The organism is Streptomyces sp. NPDC050806 (genome assembly GCF_055586425.1).
The window spans coordinates 1-23,276 of the sequence record NZ_JBVJIF010000009.1; the positions used below are offsets into that span (position 1 = coordinate 1).

19 protein-coding genes are annotated in these 23,276 nt (G+C 72.2%); 6 read left to right on the plus strand and 13 right to left on the minus strand.

Going from position 1 to position 23,276, the window contains the following annotated elements:
• The 4 genes from ACZ6WH_RS27335 to ACZ6WH_RS27350 all read right to left on the minus strand — a co-directional run.
• Positions 1 to 674, minus strand: a 674-nt coding sequence (locus tag ACZ6WH_RS27335; protein ID WP_469731420.1) for an alcohol dehydrogenase catalytic domain-containing protein, incomplete at its 3' end; no start/stop codon positions are given.
• A 121-nt stretch (positions 675 to 795) separates the two neighbouring features.
• Complete coding sequence (locus ACZ6WH_RS27340; protein WP_469731422.1) at positions 796 to 2,199, minus strand: MFS transporter; 1,404 nt, start codon at positions 2,197 to 2,199, stop codon at positions 796 to 798.
• Between the two features lie 60 nt (positions 2,200 to 2,259).
• Positions 2,260 to 3,582: a glucarate dehydratase family protein gene (locus ACZ6WH_RS27345; protein ID WP_469731424.1), complete on the minus strand. Its 1,323-nt coding sequence runs from the start codon at positions 3,580 to 3,582 to the stop codon at positions 2,260 to 2,262.
• On the minus strand, positions 3,579 to 4,514 hold the full coding sequence (locus tag ACZ6WH_RS27350; RefSeq protein WP_469731426.1) for a 5-dehydro-4-deoxyglucarate dehydratase: 936 nt from the start codon (positions 4,512 to 4,514) through the stop codon (positions 3,579 to 3,581). Before ACZ6WH_RS27350 ends, ACZ6WH_RS27345 begins: the two co-directional genes overlap by 4 nt.
• A gap of 127 nt (positions 4,515 to 4,641) precedes the next feature.
• On the opposite strand from ACZ6WH_RS27350, the gene ACZ6WH_RS27355 reads away from it, so the two are divergent.
• Together ACZ6WH_RS27355 and ACZ6WH_RS27360 are read left to right on the plus strand one after the other, a co-directional pair.
• The gene (locus ACZ6WH_RS27355) at positions 4,642 to 5,457 is read left to right on the plus strand and encodes an IclR family transcriptional regulator (RefSeq protein WP_469731427.1); all 816 of its coding nucleotides are present in this window, start codon (positions 4,642 to 4,644) and stop codon (positions 5,455 to 5,457) included.
• Positions 5,458 to 5,591: 134 nt separating this feature from the next.
• Complete coding sequence (locus ACZ6WH_RS27360) at positions 5,592 to 6,368, plus strand: HAD family acid phosphatase (RefSeq protein ID WP_469731429.1); 777 nt, start codon at positions 5,592 to 5,594, stop codon at positions 6,366 to 6,368.
• Here the strand turns inward: ACZ6WH_RS27360 and ACZ6WH_RS27365 are convergent.
• The 3 genes from ACZ6WH_RS27365 to ACZ6WH_RS27375 form a co-directional block, all read right to left on the minus strand.
• Positions 6,356 to 7,336, minus strand: a complete 981-nt coding sequence (locus ACZ6WH_RS27365) for a ribonuclease Z (RefSeq protein WP_469731431.1) — start codon at positions 7,334 to 7,336, stop codon at positions 6,356 to 6,358. The genes ACZ6WH_RS27360 and ACZ6WH_RS27365 overlap by 13 nt on opposite strands.
• A gap of 266 nt (positions 7,337 to 7,602) precedes the next feature.
• A complete protein-coding gene (locus ACZ6WH_RS27370; protein WP_361557490.1) occupies positions 7,603 to 7,962 on the minus strand; it encodes a histidine triad nucleotide-binding protein in 360 nt (119 codons plus the stop codon).
• A gap of 70 nt (positions 7,963 to 8,032) precedes the next feature.
• Entirely contained in the window at positions 8,033 to 8,884 is an 852-nt protein-coding gene (locus tag ACZ6WH_RS27375) for a hypothetical protein (RefSeq protein WP_469731433.1), read from the minus strand.
• Between the two features lie 264 nt (positions 8,885 to 9,148).
• Here ACZ6WH_RS27375 and ACZ6WH_RS27380 point away from each other — a divergent pair, with 264 nt between their 5' ends.
• Complete coding sequence (locus ACZ6WH_RS27380; protein WP_432854206.1) at positions 9,149 to 9,577, plus strand: OsmC family protein; 429 nt, start codon at positions 9,149 to 9,151, stop codon at positions 9,575 to 9,577.
• A 30-nt stretch (positions 9,578 to 9,607) separates the two neighbouring features.
• Here the strand turns inward: ACZ6WH_RS27380 and ACZ6WH_RS27385 are convergent, their stop codons facing one another.
• From ACZ6WH_RS27385 to hrcA, 4 genes are all read right to left on the minus strand, one after another.
• Positions 9,608 to 10,351: a 16S rRNA (uracil(1498)-N(3))-methyltransferase gene (locus ACZ6WH_RS27385; protein WP_469731435.1), complete on the minus strand. Its 744-nt coding sequence runs from the start codon at positions 10,349 to 10,351 to the stop codon at positions 9,608 to 9,610.
• Positions 10,348 to 11,454, minus strand: coding sequence for a nitronate monooxygenase (locus ACZ6WH_RS27390; RefSeq protein WP_469731437.1), 1,107 nt, complete (start codon positions 11,452 to 11,454; stop codon positions 10,348 to 10,350). Before ACZ6WH_RS27390 ends, ACZ6WH_RS27385 begins: the two co-directional genes overlap by 4 nt.
• 232 nt (positions 11,455 to 11,686) lie before the next feature.
• Positions 11,687 to 12,820, minus strand: a complete 1,134-nt coding sequence (dnaJ, locus tag ACZ6WH_RS27395; RefSeq protein ID WP_361557504.1) for a molecular chaperone DnaJ — start codon at positions 12,818 to 12,820, stop codon at positions 11,687 to 11,689.
• A complete protein-coding gene (hrcA, locus tag ACZ6WH_RS27400) occupies positions 12,821 to 13,837 on the minus strand; it encodes a heat-inducible transcriptional repressor HrcA (protein WP_432854215.1) in 1,017 nt (338 codons plus the stop codon).
• Between the two features lie 272 nt (positions 13,838 to 14,109).
• Between hrcA and ACZ6WH_RS27405 the strand changes: the two genes are divergently transcribed.
• Positions 14,110 to 14,844 (plus strand): MBL fold metallo-hydrolase, encoded by a 735-nt coding sequence (locus tag ACZ6WH_RS27405; RefSeq protein WP_432854218.1) that lies wholly within the window; start codon positions 14,110 to 14,112, stop codon positions 14,842 to 14,844.
• A 39-nt stretch (positions 14,845 to 14,883) separates the two neighbouring features.
• Complete coding sequence (locus ACZ6WH_RS27410) at positions 14,884 to 15,717, plus strand: DUF3097 domain-containing protein (RefSeq protein WP_469731439.1); 834 nt, start codon at positions 14,884 to 14,886, stop codon at positions 15,715 to 15,717.
• Positions 15,718 to 15,729: 12 nt separating this feature from the next.
• Here ACZ6WH_RS27410 and hemW read toward each other — a convergent pair whose 3' ends face one another.
• Positions 15,730 to 16,962 (minus strand): radical SAM family heme chaperone HemW, encoded by a 1,233-nt coding sequence (gene hemW, locus ACZ6WH_RS27415; protein ID WP_432854224.1) that lies wholly within the window; start codon positions 16,960 to 16,962, stop codon positions 15,730 to 15,732.
• Between the two features lie 45 nt (positions 16,963 to 17,007).
• A complete protein-coding gene (locus tag ACZ6WH_RS27420) occupies positions 17,008 to 19,011 on the minus strand; it encodes a SpoIIE family protein phosphatase (protein ID WP_469731442.1) in 2,004 nt (667 codons plus the stop codon).
• 199 nt (positions 19,012 to 19,210) lie between these two features.
• Here ACZ6WH_RS27420 and ACZ6WH_RS27425 point away from each other — a divergent pair, with 199 nt between their 5' ends.
• Positions 19,211 to 23,263 (plus strand): HAMP domain-containing protein, encoded by a 4,053-nt coding sequence (locus ACZ6WH_RS27425; protein WP_469731950.1) that lies wholly within the window; start codon positions 19,211 to 19,213, stop codon positions 23,261 to 23,263.
• Positions 23,264 to 23,276: the final 13 nt, after the last annotated feature.

Below are 23,276 nucleotides of genomic sequence, written 5' to 3' on the forward strand. Positions count from 1 at the left end.
GCCCCGATCGACTCCGCCTTCGCCAGCTTCCGATCATCAATATCCACCGCGATGATCTTCGCCGCCCCCGCCAACCGCGCCCCCGCAACCGCCGCATCACCGACCCCACCACAGCCAATGACAGCCACCGAATCCCCCCGGCCGACATTGCCGGTATTGATGGCCGCACCAATACCCGCCATCACCCCACACCCCAACAACCCCGCCACCGCAGGCGACACCCCCGGATCCACCTTCGTACACTGCCCCGCCGCCACCAGCGTCTTCTCCGCAAACGCCCCAATACCCAACGCCGGACTCAGCTCCGTACCATCCACCAGCGTCATCTTCTGCTCCGCATTATGCGTCGCAAAGCAATACTGCGGACGCCCCCGCAAACACGCACGACACTGACCACACACCGCACGCCAATTCAAAACCACAAAATCCCCGGGCCCGACCTCGGTGACACCATCCCCCACCGACTCCACCACCCCCGCCGCCTCATGCCCCAACAGAAACGGAAACTCGTCGCTGATCCCACCCTGCTTGTAATGCAGATCCGTATGACACACCCCGCACGCCTGCACCCGCACCACGGCCTCACCCGGACCCGGATCCGGCACCACGATCGTCTCCACCCGCACCGGCTCACCCTTCCCCGGTGCGATCACTCCGCGTACTTCCTGCGCCATGGGAGCAGCCCCTTTCGATGATCACGTGCGGGACCCATACCGTACGCGCCCGGCGCATTCCCGCCCAGAGGCCTCGCCCCTGGACGAGCATGCATACCCGGCCGAAAACGGTTTCTCCCGCTCAGGCTCCCGCCGGGGCCGGGCCCGCTGCCGGGCCGTCCGCGGGGCCCTGGGCCGGGTGCTCAGCGGCCTGCGTGCCATCCGGTACGCGGCGCCTGTCGTTGCGGCCGCCGCCCCGTACGAGGGCCACCGTGACCGCGGCGAGGACGCCGACGACGGAGAGGCCGATGAGGCCGCCGCGAGTGGACCCGGTGGCGTCCTCCAACAGGCCGAAAGCGGTCGGTGAGACGAAGCCGCCGAGGTTGCCGAGCGAATTGACCAGCGCGATCGCGGGGGCCGCGATCCGGGCGTCCAGATAGCTCTGCGGGATGGTCCAGAAGACGGGGGAAGACGTCTTGAAGCCCATGGCGGCCAGGCAGAGCGCGGCGAGCGCGAGCCACGGGGAGACCAGGGTGGCGAGGAGGGTGCCCACCGAGCCGAGCAGGAGCATGCCGACCAGGAAGGGGCGGCGCTTGCCGGCGCGGTCCGAGAGCCGCCCTGTGACGTACACGGCGGCGATGGCGCACAGCCAGGGCACCGCGACGAGCAGCCCCACCTCGAACTCCGACAGGCCGCCGATGTCGTCGACGATGCTCGGGAGCCAGAAGGTGACCGCGTAGAGCGCGATGGAGATGGCGAAGTACAGCCAGCAGAAGAGGAGCATCTGCGGGTCGGCGAGGAGCTTCCAGCGCGAGACGGTGGCCGTGCCCCGGGTCCGCGTACGGGCGGCCTGCTCGGCGTCGATGGCCGCGGTCAGGGCGGTCTTCTCGGCGGACGTCAGCCAGGTGGCGTCCTCCAGGCGGGAGTCCAGGAAGCGGTAGACGACCAGGCCGAGGAGGACGGAGGCGATGCCTTCGATGAAGAACATCCACTGCCAGCCGCTGTGTCCCCACAGCCCGTGCATCTCCAGCAGCGCGCCGGAGACCGGCCCGGCGATGACCGAGGCGGTGCCGGAGCCCATCAGGAAGATCGCGGTGGCCCGGCCGCGGTCGGAGTCGGGCAGCCAGCGGGTGAAGTAGTAGATGACGGCGGGGAAGAAGCCCGCTTCGGCGACGCCGAGGAGGAAGCGGAGGACGTAGAACATCTCGGCGCTGGTGACGAAGGCCATCGCGGCGGCCACCAGACCCCAGGTGATCATGATGCGGGTGAGCCAGACCTTCGGCCCGAAGCGCTCCATGAGCATGTTGCTGGGGACTTCGAAGATCGCGTACGCGACGAAGAACAGGCCGGCGCCGAAGCCGAACGCGCCGGCCGAGAGCCCGACGTCGGCACGGAATTGATCCTGCGCGAATCCGATGTTGACGCGGTCGATGTAGTTGGCGACGAACATGACGAAGAACAGCGGGACGACCCGTTTGAAGATCTTTCCGACGGCGCTGCGCACCGCCGGGTCGTGCGGATCGACGTGCGCGGGTACTGCTTTCACGTGCGGCTCCGGGGGTCAGGGGGCCCCGCGGCGCTGCGGGGCTCCTGGCAGCAGGGGGGATTACCAGCGGGGCACGGCCGGCGTCATCCACTCCGGGTCGGCGGTCCGCATGGCCGCCGCGTCGTCCCGGTCGCGCTGGCTGCCGTCGTCGTCCAGCCAGCGCCGGTGCAGCGCGGCGAGCCGGTCGCGGTCCAGCTCGACGCCCAGTCCCGGGGCGTCGGTGACCGCGACGGCGCCGCCCTCGAAGGTGAGGCGCTCGGTGAGCACGTCCTCGGTCTGCCAGGGGTAGTGGCTGTCGCAGGCGTGGTGGAGGTTGGGCACGGTGGCCGCGACGTGCGTCATGGCGGCGAGGCTGATGCCGAGGTGGGTGTTGGAGTGCATGGAGACGCCGACGCCGAAGGTGCGGCAGATCGCGGCCAGTTCGCGGGTGTTGCGCAGGCCGCCCCAGTAGTGGTGGTCGGAGAGGACGACCTGGACGGCGCCCCGGGTGAACGCCTCGGCGATCTCGTCGAAGGTCGTCACGCACATATTGGTCGCGAGCGGTACCTCTGTACGGGCCGCGACCTGCGCCATCCGGTCGGTCGTGCTGGCCGGGTCCTCCAGGTACTCCAGGACGTCCTTCAGCTCCTCGGCGACCATCAGGGAGGTCTCCACCGACCAGGCGCCGTTCGGGTCCAGGCGGAGCGGCTTGCCCGGGAACTCCTCGGCCAGCGCCCGGATGGCGGCGATCTCCTCCTTCGGCTCGAAGACCCCGCCCTTGAGCTTGAACGAGCCGAAGCCGTAGGTGTCGGCGAGCTTCCGTGCCTGGGCGACGACGCCCGCCGGGTCGAGGGCGGCGTTCCAGTCGTCGGCCTCGCCGCGGCCGCCGGGGTGCTCGGCCCAGCGGTAGAAGAGATAGGCGCTGTAGTCGACGCGGTCCCGGACCTTGCCGCCGAGCAGGGCGTGCACCGGGAGCCCGGCGGCCTTGCCCCACGCGTCCAGGCAGGCGACCTCGAAGCCGGAGAGGACGGAGAGGCGCAGCTTGTCGGCGGTCTGGACGCCGCGCAGGCCGCCGACGTCCACCGCGCCGGCGGCGGTCGCGTCCGGCGAGTCGCCGCAGACCTCGGCGGCCAGGGCGGGCAGCGCGTTCAGGTCCGTGACCGAGCGGCCGGTGAGGGCTTCGGCCAGCGGGCGGGCGAGGTCGAGGTACTTGGTGTCGCCGTAGGTCTCGCCGAGGCCGGTGACGCCGCCGGCGGTGACCACCTCGACGATCAGCCGGGGGGTGTAGGGCTGGTGCACGCCCTGGGTGTTGAGCAGCGGCGGGTCGGCAACCAGGATCGGGGTGAGCCGTACCTCGCTGATGGCCAGGTCGGGGGAGGTCCCAGGGGTCGGGTTGCCGGTCATCGGGTGGCTCCTACCAGGTCGAGGCCGCGCTCCAGGAGCGCGGCGAGGTCGGTGAGATCGGTGGACGAGGGGTCGGTGAGCGGGGCGCGTACCGGGCCGACGGGCAGGCCGCGCAGCCGGGCCGCCGCCTTGACGAGCGAAACGGCGTACCCGGGCACCCGGTCCCGCAGCTCTACAAAGGGGATGTAGAAACCGGTCAGCAGCTTCTCGACGGTGGCGTCGTCCCGCTCGCCGAGCGCCGTGAAGAAGGCGCGGGAGATCTCGGGCGCGAAGGCGTGCACGGCGGAGGAGTACGCGGTGACGCCCAGGCTCGCGTACTGGCGGGCCTGCAGTTCGGCGGTGGCCGCGCCGTTGAAGAACAGGAAGCCGTCGGGCGCGGCGAGCTTGAGGCGCTGGAGCCGGTCCAGGTCGCTGTGGCCGTCCTTGAGGCCGATGACGCCGGGGATCTCCGCGATCCGGCGGACGGCGGCGGCGGAGAAGGCGACGTGGTCGCGCTGGTACGCGATGAGCGGCAGCCGGGTGCGGGAGGCGACCTCGCGCACCTGCGCGACCAGGCCGTCCTGCGGGGCCTTGACGAGGTAGTGCGGCATCAGCAGCGCGGCGTCGGCCCCGGCCTCCTCGGCGATCCGGGCGAACCGGACGGCCTGCGGCCACCCGTAGCCGACGCCCGCGACGACCGGCAGCCGTCCGTCCGCCGCCGCCACCGCGGCGCTGATCACCTGGCCGTACTCGGCCTCGTCCAGGGAGAAGAACTCGCCGGTGCCGCAGGCCGGGAAGAGCGCTCCGGGCCCGGCCGCGATCCGGCTCGCGAGGTAGTCGCGGTAGGCGGGCAGGTCCAGCGCGCCGTCGTCGGTGAAGGAGGTGAGCGGAAAGGACAGCACGCCGCGGGTCATGCCCGTGCGCAGCCGTTCGGTGACCGTCGGGTCCGACATGAGGACTGTCTCCATATGTAGATGGCGTCCACGGATGAGAATGGAGGCTAGAGATGCGCATCACCGCCGTCAATAGGTCCCGCACCCGTACGGGGCCCCCGCCGCCCGCCGCGGCTACCATCGGCCCATGTCGGAGAGGGGCGGCGGGGTCCGCGAAGTGAAGTCGGCGGCCCGCACCGTCGAGCTGCTGGAGGTGCTCGCGGCCCGCGGCGACCGCCCGGCCCGGCTCCGCGAGCTGGCCGAGGAGCTGGGCGTGCCGCGCAGCAGCATGTACGCGCTGCTCCAGACCCTCATCGACCGCGGCTGGGTGCGCACCGACACCACCGGCTCGCTGTACGGCATCGGCATCCACGCCCTGCTCGCGGGCACCAGCTACCTCGACACCGACCCCCGGGTGCGGGCCGCGCGCCCGTACCTCGACGAGGCGTCCGAGGCGCTGGGCGAGACCGTGCACCTGGCCCGGCTGGACGGCCCGGACGTGGTCTACCTCGCCACCCGTGAGTCCCATGCGTACCTCCGGACGATCAGCCGGGTCGGGCGGCGGCTGCCGGCCCACGCGAGCGCGCTCGGCAAGTCGCTGCTGGCCGAGCGCCCGGACGACCGACTGCCGCTTCCGGACGGCCCGTTGGAGCCGCTGACGGAGCGGACGCTCACCGACCGGGCGGCCCTGATCGCCGACCTGGCCCGGGTCCGCGCACGCGGCTACGCGATCGAGCGCGAAGAGGGCGTGGCGGGCATCGCGGGCTTCGGCTTCGCGCTGCGGTACGACCGGTACGAGCGGTACGACTCCCCCGCGACCGACGCGATCAGCGCCTCCGTCCCGGTCGTCCGGCTCAGCGAGGAGCACGAGCGGCGGATCGTCGCCGTCATGACCGAGGCGCGCGCGAAGATCGAGGCCGCCGCGCCGCGCGCACCGGGCGCGGGCGCGCCCGAGTGGCGCTGACCGCTCCCCGACTCCCCTCCCCCACCCTCACCATGCTTTGCCAAGCATTTAATCTCCGCGCGTAGATACGCAGAAGCAACGCCTGCTAGATCTACCGGGGTCCCCCTTTCCGCCCCACCCCGCAGGAGAAGTACATGCGTTTCCGCGCGCGCCTGGGCGCCCTCGCCGCCGCCGCGGCCGTCGCCGCCACCACGGCGTTCGGCGTCGGCCAGGCCACCGCCGAGCACTCCGTCCCGCACTCGGACAAGGAGATACCGAACCTCACCCAGGTGCAGGACCGGATCAAGGCGTACTACGGCGACACCGTGACCGCCGACGGGGAGCACTACGCCTCCCCCAAGAGCAACTACGCCCGCCAGGTCCGCGGCATCGAGGCGAAGGCGCAGCGGTACCTGGACTCGGCCGCGCGGCACCACGGCGGCTCCGGCAAGCCCGCCATCGTGCTCGACATGGACGACACCACCCTGCTGACCTACAACTTCGAGCTGCGGATCGGCTTCGCCTTCAGCGACAAGGCCCAGGACGCGTACCTGAAGAGCCACGACATGGAGCCGGTCTTCGGGATGGACGCGCTGGTGAACCACGCCCGCGCCAAGGGGTACGAGGTCTTCTTCGTCACCGGCCGCAAGGAGGCCCAGCGCGCCTGGAGCGTCCGCAACCTCAAGAACGTCGGCTACGACGTCCCGCTGGACCGCGGCCACGTCTACCTCAAGGACAAGGAGAACCCGCCGGCCTACCTGCCCTGCGGCGCCGGCTGCTCGACGATCGAGTACAAGTCCGGCACCCGCAAGCACATCGAGTCGCTCGGCTACGACATCGTGGCCAACTTCGGCGACCAGCACTCGGACCTGAAGGGCGGCTACGCGAACCGCACCTTCAAGCTGCCGAACCCGATGTACTACCTGCCCTGATCAGGGCAGGGGGCGGGGTACGGGCCGGGGCCGCCGCCCGGGGCCGGGCGGCGCTTGGGCAGCGGCACCCGCATCAGGTCCCGGGCGACGGTCAGTTCGCCGTCGTAACCGGCCGCACGGGCCTCGCGCTCAAATTCCGCCGGGTCCGCGTAGCGCTGCGAGAAGTGCGTGAGCACCAGGTGCCGGACGCCGGCGTTGCGCGCGACCATGGCCGCCTGGCCCGCCGTCAGGTGGCCGTGCTCCTCGGCCAGCTGCCGGTCGCCGTCCAGGAACGTGGACTCGATGACGAGCATGTCGCAGCCCGCCGCCAGCTCGTGCGCGCCGACGCACAGCCGGGTGTCCATCACGAACGCGAACGACTGGCCCGGCCGTACCTCGCTGACCTCCTCCAGGGTGACCGTACGGCCGTCCTCGCGGACGACCGAGCCCTCCCGGTTCAGCCGGCCGACCTCCGGTCCCGCGATGCCGTGCGCGGCCAGCCGCTCGGGCAGCATCCGCCGCCCGTCCGGCTCCTGGAGGCGGTAGCCGTAGGACTCGACCGGGTGCGAGAGGCGGCGCGCGGTGAGCGTGAAGGCCGGCGTCTCCGCGAGGGTGCCGCCGTCACCGGACACCGGCTCCTGGCGCAGCCGCACGGTCTCCCGGTACGCCGTCGAATAGCGCAGCCGCTCGAAGAAGTGCGCCCCGCTCGCGGGGTAGTGCGCGGTGACCGGATGCGGCACCCGGTCGAGGTTGATCCGCTGGATCACCCCGGCCAGCCCCAGGCTGTGGTCACCGTGGAAGTGCGTGACGCACAGCCGGTTCAGGTCGTGCGCGGCGACCCCGGCCCGCAGCATCTGGCGCTGCGTTCCCTCACCGGGATCGAAGAGCAGCCCGGCACCGTCCCAGCGCAGCAGGTAGCCGTTGTGATTGCGGTGCCGGGTGGGCACCTGGCTGGCGGTGCCGAGAACGACCAGTTCACGTACGGACAAGGTGCTGATCCTGCTCCGAGGGGCGGGGGCCGGGGGCGCGGTCGGGGGCCGGGGCGGAGGGCCGGGGCCGAGCTGAGGCCGGTGGGCCGAGCTGGGCCCCGGGGCCGAAGGGGCGGCCGGGCAGTAACGGTTCGGCTTGTGGCCCCCCTTACGACCGGGGATTTTATGCGGTCCGGGGGAGCGGCCCCGAGTTGTCCACAGGGCGGAGGTGTCCGCACGGCGGAGGTGTCCGCACGGCGGAGGTGTCCGCAGGGCGGCCCCGGTGGTTATCCGGGGGGCCAGTTGAGGCCGCGGCCGCCGAGTACGTGGGCGTGCGCGTGGAAGACGGTCTGACCGGCGCCGGAGCCGGTGTTGAAGACGATGCGGAAGCCGGTGCCGTCGATCTTCTCCTCGGCCGCGACCTCGCCCGCCTCGCGCAGCACGTCGGCGGCGATCTGCGGCTCGGCGGCGGCCAGCGACGCGGCGTCCGGGTGGTGAACCTTGGGGATCACCAGGACGTGGGTCGGCGCCTGGGGGTTGATGTCGCGGAAGGCGACGGTCGTCTCGGTCTCTCGGACGATCGTCGCGGGCACGTCGCCCGCCACGATCTTGCAGAACAGGCAGTCGGCCTGCGGTTCTCCCGCCACCGGAGCGCTCCTCACGGGTCGTCGGCTCGTACGACCCGCATCGTACCGACCGGCGGCCGGGAGACCGTCACTACCGTGCCACCCACGTGCCGGAACGGTCCTTCGCGCCGTCACCCGGGTCGTCCTCAGCGTCCTTGCCCTCGTCCCACTTGCCGTCGTCCGACTTGCCCCCGTCGTGACCGTCCTTGCCGTCCTCCCACTTGCCGCCGTCGTCCTTGCCTTCGTCCCACTTACCGTCGTCGTGACCGTCCTTGCCCTCGTCCCACTTGCCCTCGTCGTGGTCGCCCTGGTCGTCGTGGTGACCGTTGTCGTGGTCGCCGTCGGGGCAGTCGTCGTGGCCGTCACCGTGGTCGCCGTCGTGACCGCCGTTCCCGTCGTCGTGGCCGTCGCCGTTCCAGCCGTCGCCGTTCCGGCCGCCGCCCCCGCCGTTGTCGTTTCCGTTGCCGTCCCCGTTGTCGCTGCCGCCACCGCCGCTGTTGCCGCCGCTGTTCCCGGGTTCGCTGCCGCCCCCGCCGCCGCTGCTGCCGTCCTCGCCGCCGCCACCGCTGTTGTCATCGCGTGCGGGCCGGGAGGTGGAACCCTCGTTGGGCCGGTCCGTGCTGCCGGAGGCCGGGGCGTTGCAGTTGCCGATGGTGTTCGTACGGAAGATCACCCGGTCGTCGACCCTGGCGACCAGGCCGCTGCCCTCCACGCACCGGCCGTCGACCACCCTGGTCACATTGCCGTTGATGGCGATCCGCTCCCCGCTGACGGTCTGGCCCTGGCAGCTGACCCGGGCGCGGTCCGTCGTGACGGGGGTGGCGTCGGCGGTCGCCCTGGGTGCCGGTTCGCCGCCGTTGGGCGCCGACGCCGTACAGCTCAGCCAGCTCACATTGACGCTCTCCCACTCCAGCGCCCGGGTTGCCTGACGATCCGTCGTCACCGCTATCGCAGATGTGTTGGAGTAACCGGTGGGCTCGCACGCCGCTGTTCCTGCGGCCACCGCACCCGCGGCACCCGCCGCTGCCAACGCCCGTAACCAACGGCCCCGCACGCGTCCCTTCATGTCCGGCAGCGTGCCACCGGCGCCGCGCGGCCCGACAGGCCCGCTCCGGCCAACTCCGCGCGGCGCGGCCCGGGCCACGCCGATCGTCACTAACCTGGGGCGCGAAGAGTCAAGTTCCGCCACCTACGGGAGCGACCCACCATGGCAACGACGCGCACGGCCAAGACCCACTGGGAAGGCAACCTGATGGAGGGCAAGGGCCAGGTGGCCCTGGACTCCTCCAAGGTCGGTACGTACGACGTGAGCTGGCCGGCCCGCGCCGAGGAGCCGGGCGGGAAGACCAGCCCTGAGGAGCTGATCGCGGCGGCCCACTCCTCCTGCTACTCCATGGCGTTCTCGCACGGCCTGGCCGGCCAGGGCTACACCGTCGAGACGGTCGACACCCGGGCCGACGTCACCTTCCAGCCGGGCGAGGGCATCACCGCCATCGCACTGACCGTGCGGGCCAAGGTGCCCGGCCTGTCCCAGGACGACTTCCGGGCCGCCGCCGAGGACGCCAAGAAGAACTGCCCGGTCAGCCAGGCACTGGCGGGCGTCAAGAACATCACGCTCGACGCCACGCTGATCTGAGGCCGCGAGGCCGTACGGGCCCCGCTGCGCTCAGTCCCAGCGGCCCGTACGGCCCAGCAGCAGCGCCGTGGCAGCCGTGCCGGCGGTGGAGGTGCGCAGCACGCTCGCGCCGAGCCGGTACGGCTTCGCCCCGGCCGCCGCGAACAGTTCCAGCTCCTCGGGGGACACCCCGCCCTCGGGCCCGACGACGAGCACGATGCCGCCGTCGGCGGGGAGTTCGGCGCGGGCCAGCGGCTCGCTGCCCTCCTCGTGGAGCACGGCGGCGAAGGCGGCGCCGCTCAGCAGCTCCGCCACGTCCTTCGTCGAGGCCGCCGCCGCGACCTCCGGGAACATCAGGCGCCTGGCCTGCTTCCCGGCCTCCCGGGCGGTGTTGCGCCACTTCGTCAGCGACTTGGCGCCCCGCTCGCCCTTCCACTGCGTCACACAACGGGACGCCTGCCACGGCACGATCGCGTCCACGCCGGTCTCGGTCATGGTCTCCACGGCCAGTTCGCCGCGGTCGCCCTTGGGCAGCGCCTGCACGACCGTGATGCGGGGCCGCGGCGCCTCCTCGGTCCGTACGTCCGTCACGGCGACGTCGAGGCGGTCCTTGCCCTCGACCGCGGCGACCGTCCCGTACGCGCCCCTTCCCGAGCCGTCCGTGAGCACGATCTCCTCGCCGACGCGCAGCCGGCGTACGGAGACCGCGTGGCGTCCCTCGGGGCCGTCCAGGGTGAGGGCAGCGCCCGGCGCGGCGCCGGCCAGTGAGTCGACGAGGAAGACCGGGGCGGTCACGAGGCACTCCCAAGAGGTCCGGATCCGGCGGGGCCGGCGGGGTTCGATTCGGCGCGCGCCGCGGCCAGTTCGGCCGCCAGCACCTCCATCAGCTCGGCGGCGGGCAGCCGCCGGGCCAGCCGGTGGCCCTGGCCCGCCCACAGGCTCATGGCCTGCGGATCGCCGGCCTTGGCCGCGGCCTTGCGTACCGGTGAGGTGAGGAGGTGGACGGCCGGGTAGGCGGCCGGCGCGTACGGGCCGTGTTCGCGCAGGAAACGGTTCGCCAGCCCGCGGGCCGGGCGCCCGGAGAACGCCCGGGTCAGCTCGGTGCGCGTGTACAGGGGGTCGGTCAGCGCCTGCTTGTGCAGCGGGTGGGCGCCGGACTCGGGGCAGGCCAGGAAGGCCGTACCGAGCTGCGCGGACGCCGCGCCGGCCGCCAGTACGGCGGCGATCTGCGCGCCGCGCATCAGGCCGCCCGCCGCGATGACCGGCAGCCGCACCGCCTCGCGGACCTCGGCGATCAGCGCCAGCAGGCCGACGCCCGCGCCGGTGCCGTCGCTCTGCGGGTCGTCGCGGTGGGTGCCCTGGTGGCCGCCCGCTTCTATGCCCTGCACGCACACGGCGTCGGCGCCGGCCGCCTGCGCGGCGCGCGCCTCGGCGGCCGTGGTGACGGTCACGACGGTGTACGTGCCCACCCGGGCCAGGGACTCGACGGTCTCGGCGGTGGGGCAGCCGAAGGTGAACGAGACGACCGGTACCGGGTCCTCACGGAGGATGGCGAGCTTGGCCTCGTACCCGTCGTCGGCGGCGCCCCGGGGGTCGCCGAGCGCGGCCTTGTACCAGTCGGCCTCGCCCGCGAGCTGGTCGCGGTAGACCTCGACGGCCGCGTCGTCGGCGAGCTCCGGATGCGGCATGAAGAGGTTCACGCCGAAGGGCCGGCCGGTCATTCCGCGCAGCCGCTCGATCTCCTGGTACATGCCGTCGGCCGTCTTGTAGCCCGCGGCGAGGAAGCCCAGGCCGCCGGCCCCGCTGACGGCCGCGGCCAGCTCGGGGCACGAGGCGCCGCCGGCCATGGGAGCCTGCACGATCGGGTGAGCGCTCAGCTCGGTCAGCGCGGTGGGCATGTCCATATCGTGTCACGCGTCACGGCCGCCCCCGAATCGGGGGCGGCCGTGACGCGTACATTCCAACGGCTTCTACCGGCCGTTGGCTGTGCCTGTCCGGGGGATGATCCGCGGGCCCCCCGGCCCGGTGCCTACCGCCCGTTGAACGCATCCTTCAGGCGCGAGAAGAGGCCCTGCTGTCCCGGCTGACCGTGCCTGTCCGGGGGACGACCCCCGGACCCCCGGCCCGCGCCTACCGCCCGTTGAACGCATCCTTCAGACGCGAGAAGAGGCCCTGCTGGCCCGGCTGGAACTGCCCCGTGGGGCGCTCCTCGCCGCGGAGCTTGGCGAGCCGGGTCAGCAGCTCCTCCTGCTCCGCGTCGAGCTTGCCGGGGGTCTGCACCTCGACGTGGACGACCAGGTCGCCGCGGCCGCCGCCGCGCAGGTGCGTGATGCCGCAGCCGTGCAGCGGGATGGACTGGCCGGACTGGGTGCCGGGCCGGATGTCGACGTCGCGCACCCCGTCCAGCGTCTCCAGCGGACACTTCGTGCCCAGCGCCGCCGCGGTCATCGGGATCGTGACCGTGCAGTGCAGGTCGTCGCCGCGCCGCTGGAAGACCGGGTGCGCGACCTCGTGGATCTCGACGTACAGGTCGCCGGCCGGGCCGCCGCCGGGGCCGACCTCGCCCTCGCCCGCGAGCTGGATGCGGGTGCCGTTGTCGACACCGGCCGGGATCTTGACCGTGAGCGTCCGGCGGGACCGGATGCGGCCGTCGCCCGCGCACTCGGGGCACGGGGTCGGTACGACCGTGCCGAACCCCTGGCACTGCGGGCAGGGCCGCGAGGTCATGACCTGGCCCAGGAAGGACCGGGTGACCTGCGAGACCTCGCCGCGGCCGCGGCACATGTCACAGGTCTGCGCGGAGGTGCCGGGCGCGGCGCCCTCGCCGGAGCAGGTCGTGCACACGACCGCCGTGTCGACCTGGATGTCCTTGGTCGTACCGAACGCGGCCTCGTGCAGCTCCACGTCCAGCCGGATCATCGCGTCCTGGCCGCGCCGGGTGCGCGAGCGCGGCCCGCGCTGCGACGCCGTGCCGAAGAACGCGTCCATGATGTCGGAGAAGTTGCCGAAGCCCGCACCGAAGCCGCCGGCACCGGCGCCGCCGCCCTGGGAATTCGGGTCCCCGCCGAGGTCGTAGACCTGCTTCTTCTGCGGGTCCGACAGCACCTCGTAAGCGGCGTTGATCTCCTTGAACCGCTCCTGGGTCTTGGGATCGGGGTTCACATCCGGGTGCAGCTCGCGCGCCAGCCGCCGGAAAGCCTTCTTGATCTGGTCCTGCGAGGCGTCGCGACTGACACCGAGGACCGTGTAGTAGTCCGTGGCCACTTACGACTCCGCGAGGATCTGTCCGACGTAACGTGCCACTGCGCGTACCGCTCCCATCGTTCCGGGGTAGTCCATGCGGGTCGGTCCGACCACGCCGAGTTTGGCGACTGCCTCGTCGCCCGAACCGTAGCCGACGGCGACGACCGATGTGGAAGTGAGGCCCTCGTGAGCGTTCTCGTGCCCGATGCGCACGGTCATGCTCGAGTCCTTGGCCTCTCCCAGCAGCTTGAGGAGCACGACCTGCTCCTCCAGCGCCTCCAGCACCGGCCGGATCGTCAGCGGGAAATCATGACCGAAGCGCGTGAGATTGGCGGTACCGCCGATCATCAGCCGCTCCTCGGTCTCCTCCACCAGAGTCTCCAGCAACACCGACAGCACTGTCGAGACCGTGCCCCGGTCCTCCGCCTCGAAGGACTCGGGAAGGTCCTGCACCAGTTGCGGCACATCCGTGAACCGGCGCCCCACGACACGGCTGTTGAGCCGCGCCCGCAGGTCCGCCAGGGACGTTTCGCCGAACGGCGCGGGGCAGTCGATCATGCGCTGCTCGACCCGCCCGGTATCGGTGATCAGGACGAGCATCAGCCGCGCGGGCGCCAGCGACAGCAGTTCCACGTGCCGGACGGTGGACCGGGTCAGCGAGGGGTACTGCACCACCGCGACCTGCCGGGTCAGCTGCGCGAGCAGCCGGACCGTACGGGCCACGACGTCGTCGAGGTCCACCGCGCTGTCGAGGAAGCTGTGGATCGCCTTGCGCTCGGGACCCGACAGCGGCTTGACGGCCGCCAGCTTGTCGACGAACAGGCGGTAGCCCTTGTCGGTGGGGATACGGCCGGCGCTCGTGTGAGGCTGGGCGATGAAGCCCTCGTCCTCCAGCGCGGCCATGTCGTTGCGGACGGTGGCGGGCGAGACGCCGAGCTGGTGGCGCTCCGTGAGCGCCTTGGAGCCGACGGGCTCCTCGGTGCCGACGTAGTCCTGGACGATGGCACGCAGCACTTCGAGTCTGCGTTCGCTGAGCATCGCGTACACCTCCAGTCCCGCGCTCTCGCCAGGCCGTTCGCGGCCGTCCGTCCGGGGCGGCCCGGCCGGCCGTCCCTGGCACTCGACCTGCCCGAGTGCCAAACCCCGTCCAGTGTACGGCCGGGTAGCACGGCCGGGGCAAGGCCGGGCGACACGGCTCGCGGCCCGGCGGGCCACCGTATCGCGCCGAGACCGGTCCGTGTCCCCGGGATCGGCCCAGGTCAGCCGGGCGGCCGCGCGCGATTTCCCGGTATACGGGCTAGCGTCGCGGTATGCGCACGACTTGGGAAGAGGCCGGGTGGGAACGGCTCGCGGACGGCGTCGCGCGGCGCCGGCTGCCGACCTGGGACGCCACCGCCGGGGTCGTGGCCGGCACCACCGGCGTTCTCCTGATCGACACGGGGTCCGGGCTGCGCGAGGGCGCCGAGCTGCGCCGCCAGGTGCGCGACGTCCTGGGCCGTGAGGTGACGCACATCGTCCTCACCCATCCGCACTTCGACCATGTGCTGGGCACCGCGGCGTTCGCGGGAGTGACGGTTTTCGGGCCGACCGGGCTGGGCGAGCTGCTGCGCCGCGAGCCGGAGGCGCTGGCCGGCGACGCGGTACGGAACGGGGCCGACCCGGAGGCGACGGCGGTGGCCGTGGACACCCTCGTCGTCCCCGATCACGCGATCTGCGGGGAGCGCACCCTCGACCTGGGCGACCGCCGCGTCCTGCTGGCGAACGTCGGGCCCGGGCACACCGCGCACGACCTGGCGGTCTGCGTGCGGTGCGGGCCGGGTGAGCCGGAGATCGTCTTCTGCGGCGACCTCGTCGAGGAGTCGGGGGAACCGCAGGCCGGGCCCGACGCGCTCCCCGCCTGCTGGCCGGCCGCGCTGGACCGGCTGCTGTCCCTCGGCGGCGAGGACGCACGGTACGTACCCGGCCACGGCGCCGTCGTGGATGCCCGCTTCGTCCGCGCCCAGCGCGACGAGCTGGCCCGCCGCTTCGGCGTGTCGCCCGGCTAGCCCACCCGGGGGACGCCCGCCCCGCATATCGTCTGTCGAATGCGCAGCAGAGAATACGGCCCCGACCTGACCCCTCCGTGGAAGAAGCAGCGCCCCGCGCCCGAGGTGCCGGCCGAGCCCGACCTCGTCGTGGAGGAGGTCGCCACGGGGTTCTGCGGTGCCGTCATCCGCTGCGAGAAGACCGCCGAGGGCCCGACCGTCACCCTGGAGGACCGCTTCGGCAAGCACCGGGTCTTCCCGATGACGCCCCGCGGCTTCCTGCTGGAGGGCAAGGTCGTCACTCTCGTACGCCCCTCCGCCGCGTCCGCACGCCCCCAGGGGCCGCGGCGCACCGCCTCCGGCTCCCTCGCCGTCCCGGGTGCCCGCGCCCGTGTGGCCCGCGCCGGCCGCATCTACGTCGAGGGCCGCCACGACGCGGAGCTGGTGGAACGCGTCTGGGGCGACGACCTGCGCATCGAGGGCGTCGTCGTGGAGTACCTGGAAGGCGTCGACGACCTTCCCTCGATCGTCGGCTCCTTCTCCCCCGGCCCGGACGCCCGGCTCGGCGTCCTCGTCGACCACCTCGTGCCCGGTTCCAAGGAGTCCCGCATCGCCGCGTCGGTCACGGACGCGAACGTCCTGATCGTCGGCCATCCCTACATCGACATCTGGGAGGCCGTGAAGCCCGCCTCCGTCGGCATCCCCGCCTGGCCCTCGGTCCCCCGCGGCCAGGACTGGAAGACGGGCGTCTGCCGGGCACTCGGCTGGCCGGAGAACACGGGCGCCGCCTGGCAGCGCATCCTCGCCTCGGTCCACTCGTACAAGGACCTGGAGCCGGCGCTGCTGGGACGGGTGGAGGAACTGATCGACTTCGTCACGGCACCGGCGGACTGACCCCGGCCGGGGTCAGTCGACCAGGTCCCGCACCACCGCGTCCGCCAGCAGTCGGCCGCGCAGTGTCAGGACGGCCCGGCCGGCCTCGTACGGGGCCGGGTCCAGGAGGCCGTCGGCCAGGGCCTTCTCCGCCGCGGCGAGGCCGTCGGGGCGGAGCAGGGACAGCGGGCACCCGGCCGCCAGCCGCAGTTCCAGGAGGATGCGTTCGACGCGGCGGTCCTCGGCCGACAGGACCTCGCGGCCCGCGCCCGGCGTGCGGCCCTCGGAGAGTGCCTGGGCGTACGCGCCGGGGTGCTTCACGTTCCACCAGCGGACGCCGCCGACGTGGCTGTGCGCGCCGGGGCCCGCGCCCCACCAGTCCGCGCCGGTCCAGTACAGCTCGTTGTGGCGGCAGCGGGCCGGGGCCGAGGTGGCCCAGTTGGAGACCTCGTACCAGGTGAAGCCCGCCGCGGTCAGGGTCTCCTCGGCGATGAGGTAGCGGTCGGCGTGTTCGTCGTCGTCCGTCATCGGGACCTCGCCGCGGCGGATGCGGCGGGCGAGCTGCGTGCCCTCCTCGACGATCAGCGCATAGGCGGAGACGTGGTCCGGACCGGCGCCGACGGCCGCGTCCAGGGTGGCCCGCCAGTCGTCGTCGGACTCGCCGGGCGTGCCGTAGATCAGGTCGAGGTTGACGTGGTCGAAGCCGGCGGCGCGGGCCTCGGCGACGCAGGCCTCGGGCCGGCCCGGGGTGTGCGTACGGTCGAGGATCTTCAGGACGTGCTGCTTGGCGCTCTGCATGCCGAAGGAGACCCGGTTGAAGCCGCCGGCGCGGAGCTCCGCGAGGTAGCGCGGGTCGACGGACTCCGGGTTCGCCTCGGTGGTGATCTCCGCGTCCGGCGTGAAGCCGAATTCGTCGCGGATCGCGGCGAGCATCCGGGAGAGGTCGGCAGCGGGCAGCAGCGTCGGGGTGCCGCCGCCGACGAAGACCGTCTCGACGCGCCGGGGGTCGGCGCCGAGGACCTTGCGGGCCTGCCGGATCTCCTCGATCAGCGTGTCGGCGTAGTTCTCGCGCGAGGCGAGCGCGCCGCCGGAGCCGCGCAGCTCGTTCGCGGTGTAGGTGTTGAAGTCGCAGTATCCGCAGCGGGTCGCGCAGTACGGCACGTGCAGATAGAACCCGAGGGGCCGCTCGCCCGCTCCGGCCAGGGCGGAGGCGGGCAGCGCCCCGTCCTCGGGCAGGGGCTCGCCGTCGGGGAGTGCAGAAGGCATGCCTCCATTGTCCGGTACCCGGCGAGTGCCCTCTCCCCCGTGCCGCTACGGCCGCAGCGCCTGGAGGACCAGCAGCGCCAGGTCGTCGTCGGGCGGGGTCGGCGCGAAGGCGTGCACCCGGCTCCTGAGGTGCTCGGCGACGCCGTCCGCGCCCAGCCCCGCGCACTCCGCGAGGGCCCGCGCGAGGCCGTCCTCGTCGTCGAAGAGCTGACCGCCCGAGCGGCGCTCGGTCACGCCGTCGGTGACGCACAGCAGCGTCTCCCCGGCCGCGAGGTCGAAGGACTCGGTCTCGTACGCCATGTCCTCCAGGACGCCGAGCAGCATCTGGGGCGCTGCGACCGCCCGTACCGTGCCGTCCGCGCCGAGGAGCAGCGGGAGCGGGTGCCCGGCGCTGGCGATCGTGCAGCGGGCGCCCCCGGCGCCGCCCTCGTGCGGCACGATCTCGCCGTAGAGAAGGGAGAGGAAGCGGGCCTGTTCGCTCTCCTCGCGGAAGCCGGGCTGCATGTCCGCCTCGGAGCCGGCCTCGACCACCGCGGCGGCCACCGCGGCGACGGAGTCGGCGGCCTCCATCGCGACCGTACGGTTCAGCCGGTCCAGCACCTCGCCGACGCCGTACCCCTCGCGGGCCAGCAGCCGCAGCACCGGGCGGGCCAGGCCGGTAACGGCCGCCGCCTCCGGGCCGCTGCCGCAGACGTCGCCGAGCATGAAGCACCAGCGGCCGGGGCCCGACTGGAAGAGGTCCCAGAAGTCGCCGCCGGCCCAGGCGCCCTCACGCGGTTCGTACACCACGGCCGAGGCCACGCCCGGTACGTCGGCGCGCCGCCCCGGCAGCAGCCTGCGCTGCAGCACCCGGCTGATGCGTTCCTGGCGGGTGTAGGCGTCGGCGGTCGCGATGGACCTGGCCACCCGGCCCGACAGGTCCTCGATGAGCGAGATCACCTCGTCGGGGAAGCGCACGATGCCGGCCCGGCCGATCAGCAGCGTGCCGTGCCGGCGCACGCCCGAGACCAGCGGGCAGGCCAGGGCCGCGCCGCCGGGGCCGAAGCCGCTGGGCTCGCCGGGCCACGGCCAGGGCCCCGCGCCGGTCTGGCCGTCGACGCCCCGGCCGGTCAGCACCGGCGGGTCCTTCACCAGCAGTTCGCGCAGGCCGTCGATGCGGCTCTCCGTGGCGTGCCAGACGCGGGCCAGGCGGGGCACGCCGAAGTCACCGCCGTCGTCCAGCCAGACCGCGCACCAGTCGGCCATCCGCGGCACGATCAGCTGCGCGACCAGCGCGGCCACCTGGTCCGCGTCCAGCTGCCCGCTGAGCAGGTCGGAGGCCTCGGCGAGGAAGGACAGCGCGCCGTGGTTGAGCCGCTCGACCTCGCAGCGGCGGAGCGCGGCCCGCTGCGGCCCGGGCGACATCAGGACGGTGGCCTGCCCGCCCGGCGCCGCGCCGTCCGCGTCGAAGACCTCCACCGGCGGTTCGTACACCGTCTCCGGCGAGTCCGCCGTCACCCGGAACCACACGGTCTTCAGCATGCGCCGGTAGGTGATGCCCCAGGCGTCGGCCAGCGCGCCGACCAGTTGCAGTCCGCGCCCCGCGCCCTCGGCGGTCACGGCGTCGTGCCGGCCGCGCACCGGACGGGCCGGGTGGTGGTCGGAGACCTCGACGACCACGGCGGTGTGCGGGCCGTCCTCGTCCAGCCGGCAGAGCAGCTCGACGGCGGTCCCGGCGTGCACGACGGCGTTGGTGACCAGCTCGCTCGCGAGCAGTTCGGCCTCGTCGGCGGTGCGCTCGGTGAGGTGCTGCGCGCCCGGCAGCCCGCGGGTGATCCAGTCGGCCATCGTCGTACGGACGAACTGCCGGGCGGCGCGCGCCGCGATGGGCGAGCCGGGCAGCCCGACGGTACGGGAGGCCTCGCCTCCGTATGCGCCCTCGGCGCGTTGTCGACCACCCGCGCCGGTCTCGTCGGCGGACTCGGTGTGCTCCTGGACGGGCAGGGCGTCGGGCCGCGCCGCGGTCCGCCTGCGCACCACGTCGGTTTCCGACGGAGTTGTCGTCCCCATTGAGCACTCCCGAGCAGTTCCGCAATAGCGCCGATTGCGCCACGGCCAGGGTGACAGACTGAGCCCACCCATTCGCACCGAGTTACTGAAGTGGGTCATTATGTCGGTGGATTCCGCAGTGCCCCGCGTTCCGCGGGAGGCAGGAACCGACTGGGTGCGCGCAGCCGACCTCAAGCCGCTGCTCTCCGCGCTCCTCTCGATGTCCTCAGGTGATTTCCGTGCCCGGCTCCCCGTGGCGCACGACGGCGTCCTCGGCGACCTGCACGGAGCCTTCAACGACATCGTCATCCGCACGCAGCACCACGCCGACGAACTGACGCGGCTCCGCTCGGAGCTGATCCGCCAGGGGCGGCTGGACGAGCGGATGTCGGCCAGCCCCGGCCAGGGCAGGTGGACCTCCTCCGTGCTCGCGGCCAACGACATCATCGACGCGCTGGTGTTCCCGGCGGCCCAGGCGACGAAAGTGCTGAACGCCGTGGCGGGCGGTGATCTGACGCAGCGCGTCGAGCTGCACGACGGCCATCGCAAGCTGCGCGGCGACCGCTGCCAGCTGGGCCGCGCGGTGAACTCCATGGTCGACCAGCTCTCGCTGTTCACCGGCGAGGTCACGCGGGTGGCCCGGGAGTCGGGCAACGAAGGGCGGCTGGGCGGCCGCGCCAAGGTCGCGGGGCTGTCCGGGAGCTGGCGGGACGTCACGGAGGCGGTCAACACCATGGCTGCCCGGCTGACCGCGCAGGTCCGGGACATCGCGGCGGTGACGACGGCGGTGGCGCGCGGCGACCTCACGCGTCAGGTGACGGTCGAGGCCACCGGCGAGCTGCTGGAGCTGAAGCTGACGGTCAACACGATGGTCGACCAGCTCTCCGCGTTCGCCGACGAGGTCACGCGGGTGGCCCGCGAGGTCGGTACGGAGGGCCGGCTGGGCGGCCGGGCCCAGGTGCCCGGCGTCTCCGGGGTCTGGAAGGACCTCACGGACAACGTCAACTTCATGGCCTCCAACCTCACCTCCCAGGTGCGCAACATCGCGCAGGTCACCACCGCGGTGGCCAACGGCGATCTCAGTCAGAAGATCACGGTCGACGCGCGCGGCGAGATCCTGGAGCTGAAGGAGACCGTCAACACGATGGTCGACCAGCTCTCCGCGTTCGCCGACGAGGTGACCCGGGTGGCCCGCGAGGTCGGCACGGACGGGCGGCTGGGCGGCCGGGCGCAGGTGCGCGGGGTGTCGGGGATGTGGAAGGACCTCACTGACAGCGTCAACTTCATGGCGGACAACCTCACCACCCAGGTACGCAACATCGCCCTTGTGGCGACGGCGGTGAAGGAGGGCGACCTCGGCAAGAAGATCACCGTGGAGGCCAAGGGCGAGATCCTGGAGCTGAAGACCACGATCAACACGATGGTCGACCAGCTCTCCGCGTTCGCCGACGAGGTGACCCGGGTGGCCCGCGAGGTCGGCACGGAAGGCAACCTCGGCGGTCAGGCGCAGGTCCGCGGCGCATCCGGGGTCTGGAAGGACCTCACCGACAACGTCAACTTCATGGCCTCCAACCTCACCTCCCAGGTACGCAACATCGCCCAGGTCACCACGGCGGTCGCGGACGGCGATCTGTCGAAGAAGATCTCGGTGGACGCGCGCGGGGAGATCCTGGAGGTGAAGGAGACCGTCAACGGCATGGTCGACCAGCTGCGCGCCTTCGCCGACGAGGTGACCCGGGTGGCCCGCGAGGTCGGCACCGAGGGCAACCTCGGCGGCCGGGCGCAGGTCCGCGGCGCATCCGGGGTCTGGAAGGACCTCACCGACAACGTCAACTTCATGGCCTCCAACCTCACCACTCAGGTGCGCAACATCGCGCTTGTCGCGACCGCCGTCGCGCAGGGCGATCTCTCGCAGAAGATCGACGTGGACGCGCGCGGCGAGATCCTGGAGCTGAAGACCACGCTCAACACCATGGTCGACACGCTGTCCTCGTTCGCCTCCGAGGTGACCCGGGTGGCCCGCGAGGTCGGCAGCGAGGGCCAGCTCGGCGGCCAGGCCCGGGTCGAAGGCGTCTACGGCACGTGGAAGTCCCTCACCACCAGCGTGAACGAGCTGGCGCTGAACCTCACCACGCAGGTCCGGGCGATCTCCGAGGTGACCAGCGCGGTGGCCTCCGGGGACATGACGCGCAACGTCACGGTCGAGGCCCGCGGCGAGGTCGACGAGCTGAAGAACAACATCAACATGATGGTGTCCAACCTCCGCGAGACCACCCGCGCCAAGGACTGGCTGGACGCCAACCTCGCCCGGCTGGCCGGCCTGATGCAGGGCCACCGCGATCTGGTGGAGGTCGCCGATCTGATCCTGCGCGAGCTGACGCCGCTGGTGAACGCGCAGTACGGCGCGTTCTTCCTGGCCAGCTCGGAGACCGACGAGCTGCGCCTGGACTTCATCGCGGGGTACGGCTCGGCGCACGACGCCAGCATCGACACCCCCGGCTCGCACGGCCACGGCCTGGTGCGCCAGGCGGCCATCGAGAAGAAGCGCATCCTGGTGGAGGAGGTGCCCGCCGACTACATCAAGGTCGACTCCGGGCTCGGCGAGGCGGCCCCGACCACCGTCGCGATCATCCCCGTGCTCTTCGAGGACCAGACCCTCGGCGTGATCGAGCTGGCGTCCTTCTCCCGCTTCTCCGACGTCCACCTCGCCTTCTTCGACCAGTTCGTGAACACCATCGGCGTCGCCATCAACACCATCGTCGCCAACTCCCGTACGGAGTCGCTGCTCAGCGAGTCCCAGCGGCTGGCCCGGCAGCTCCAGGAGCGCACGGGCGAGCTGCAGCGCCGCCAGGCCGAGCTGCAGCGCTCCAACGCCGCGCTGGAGGAGAAGGCGGCGCTGCTGGCCAGCTCCTCGCGGTACAAGACGGAGTTCCTGGCGAACATGTCGCACGAGCTGCGCAATCCACTGAACTCCCTGCTGATCCTCGCCCAGATGCTCATCGACAACGAGCACGGCCATCTCAGCCGGCACGAGGTGGAGAGCGCGGCGATGATCCACCGCTCCGGCTCCGAACTGCTCCAGCTGATCAACGACATCCTCGACCTCTCCAAGATCGAAGCCGGCCGGATGGATGTCTTTCCTGCCCGGGTTCCTCTGATCAAGCTGCTCAACTACGTCCACGACACGTTCCGCCCGCTCACCCTGGACCGCGGCCTGGCCTTCGAGGTCTCGGTGACCGAAGCCGTGCCCAAGGAGCTGTACAGCGACGAGAAGCGGATCAAGCAGGTGCTGCGGAACCTCCTCTCCAACGCGCTGAAGTTCACCCCCAAAGGCAAGATCGACCTGCGCGTGGACGTGGCGGCCGAGGAGACCGTCACCTTCACCGTCACCGACACCGGCATCGGCATCGCGCCCGAGAAGCTGCCGGTCATCTTCGAGGCGTTCCAGCAGGCGGACGGCACGACCAACCGGAAGTACGGCGGTACGGGCCTCGGCCTGTCCATCAGCAGGGAGATAGCGGGCCTGCTGGGCGGCGTCCTGACGGCCGCGAGCGAGCCCGGCGTCGGTTCCGCCTTCGTCTTCCGCATCCCCGTCAGGTGCCGGGGCACCGCGGAGCCCGTCGAGCAGCCGGCCGCCCCCACTCCGGAACTCGCCGGGGAAGCGGCCGCCGATGACTCTCCGGAGCTTCCCCAGCCGCTGTCCCTCCCCGCACCCAGCGGGTCCCCGGAGGAGAGTTCCTGGCCCGCCGTGTCCAATGTGGAGCAGTGGGCCAAGGGCGCCACGGGCGAGCTGCTGTCGGGCGCGCAGGCGCTGGTCGTCGACGACGACATCCGGAACGCCTTCGCGCTGACGAACGTCCTCAGCCGGGTCGGCATGCGGGTGGTCTACGCCGAGCACGGCCGGGAGGCCATCGAGATGCTCGGCAAGAACCCCGGCATCGACTTCGTCCTGATGGACATCATGATGCCGGAAATGGACGGCTATGAAACAATCCGCGCCATCCGGCGCACGCCCCGGTACGCCGACCTCCCGGTCGTCGTCCTGACGGCCAAGGCAATGCCGGGCGACCGCGAGAAATCCCTGGAGACAGGCGCCAACGACTATCTCCCCAAGCCCCTCGACGTGGACCGGCTGCTGAACGTCGCCGTCGATCTGCTCTCCAAGTACCGCTCGCCCGTACCGTCCTCCGACGGCGGGGCACCCGCGGGCCGGGAAGACGACCCGGCCCCGCCGCAAGCGGCCGACGGGGGCGACGAACACCAGAGTCCGTAGGAGCACACCAGTC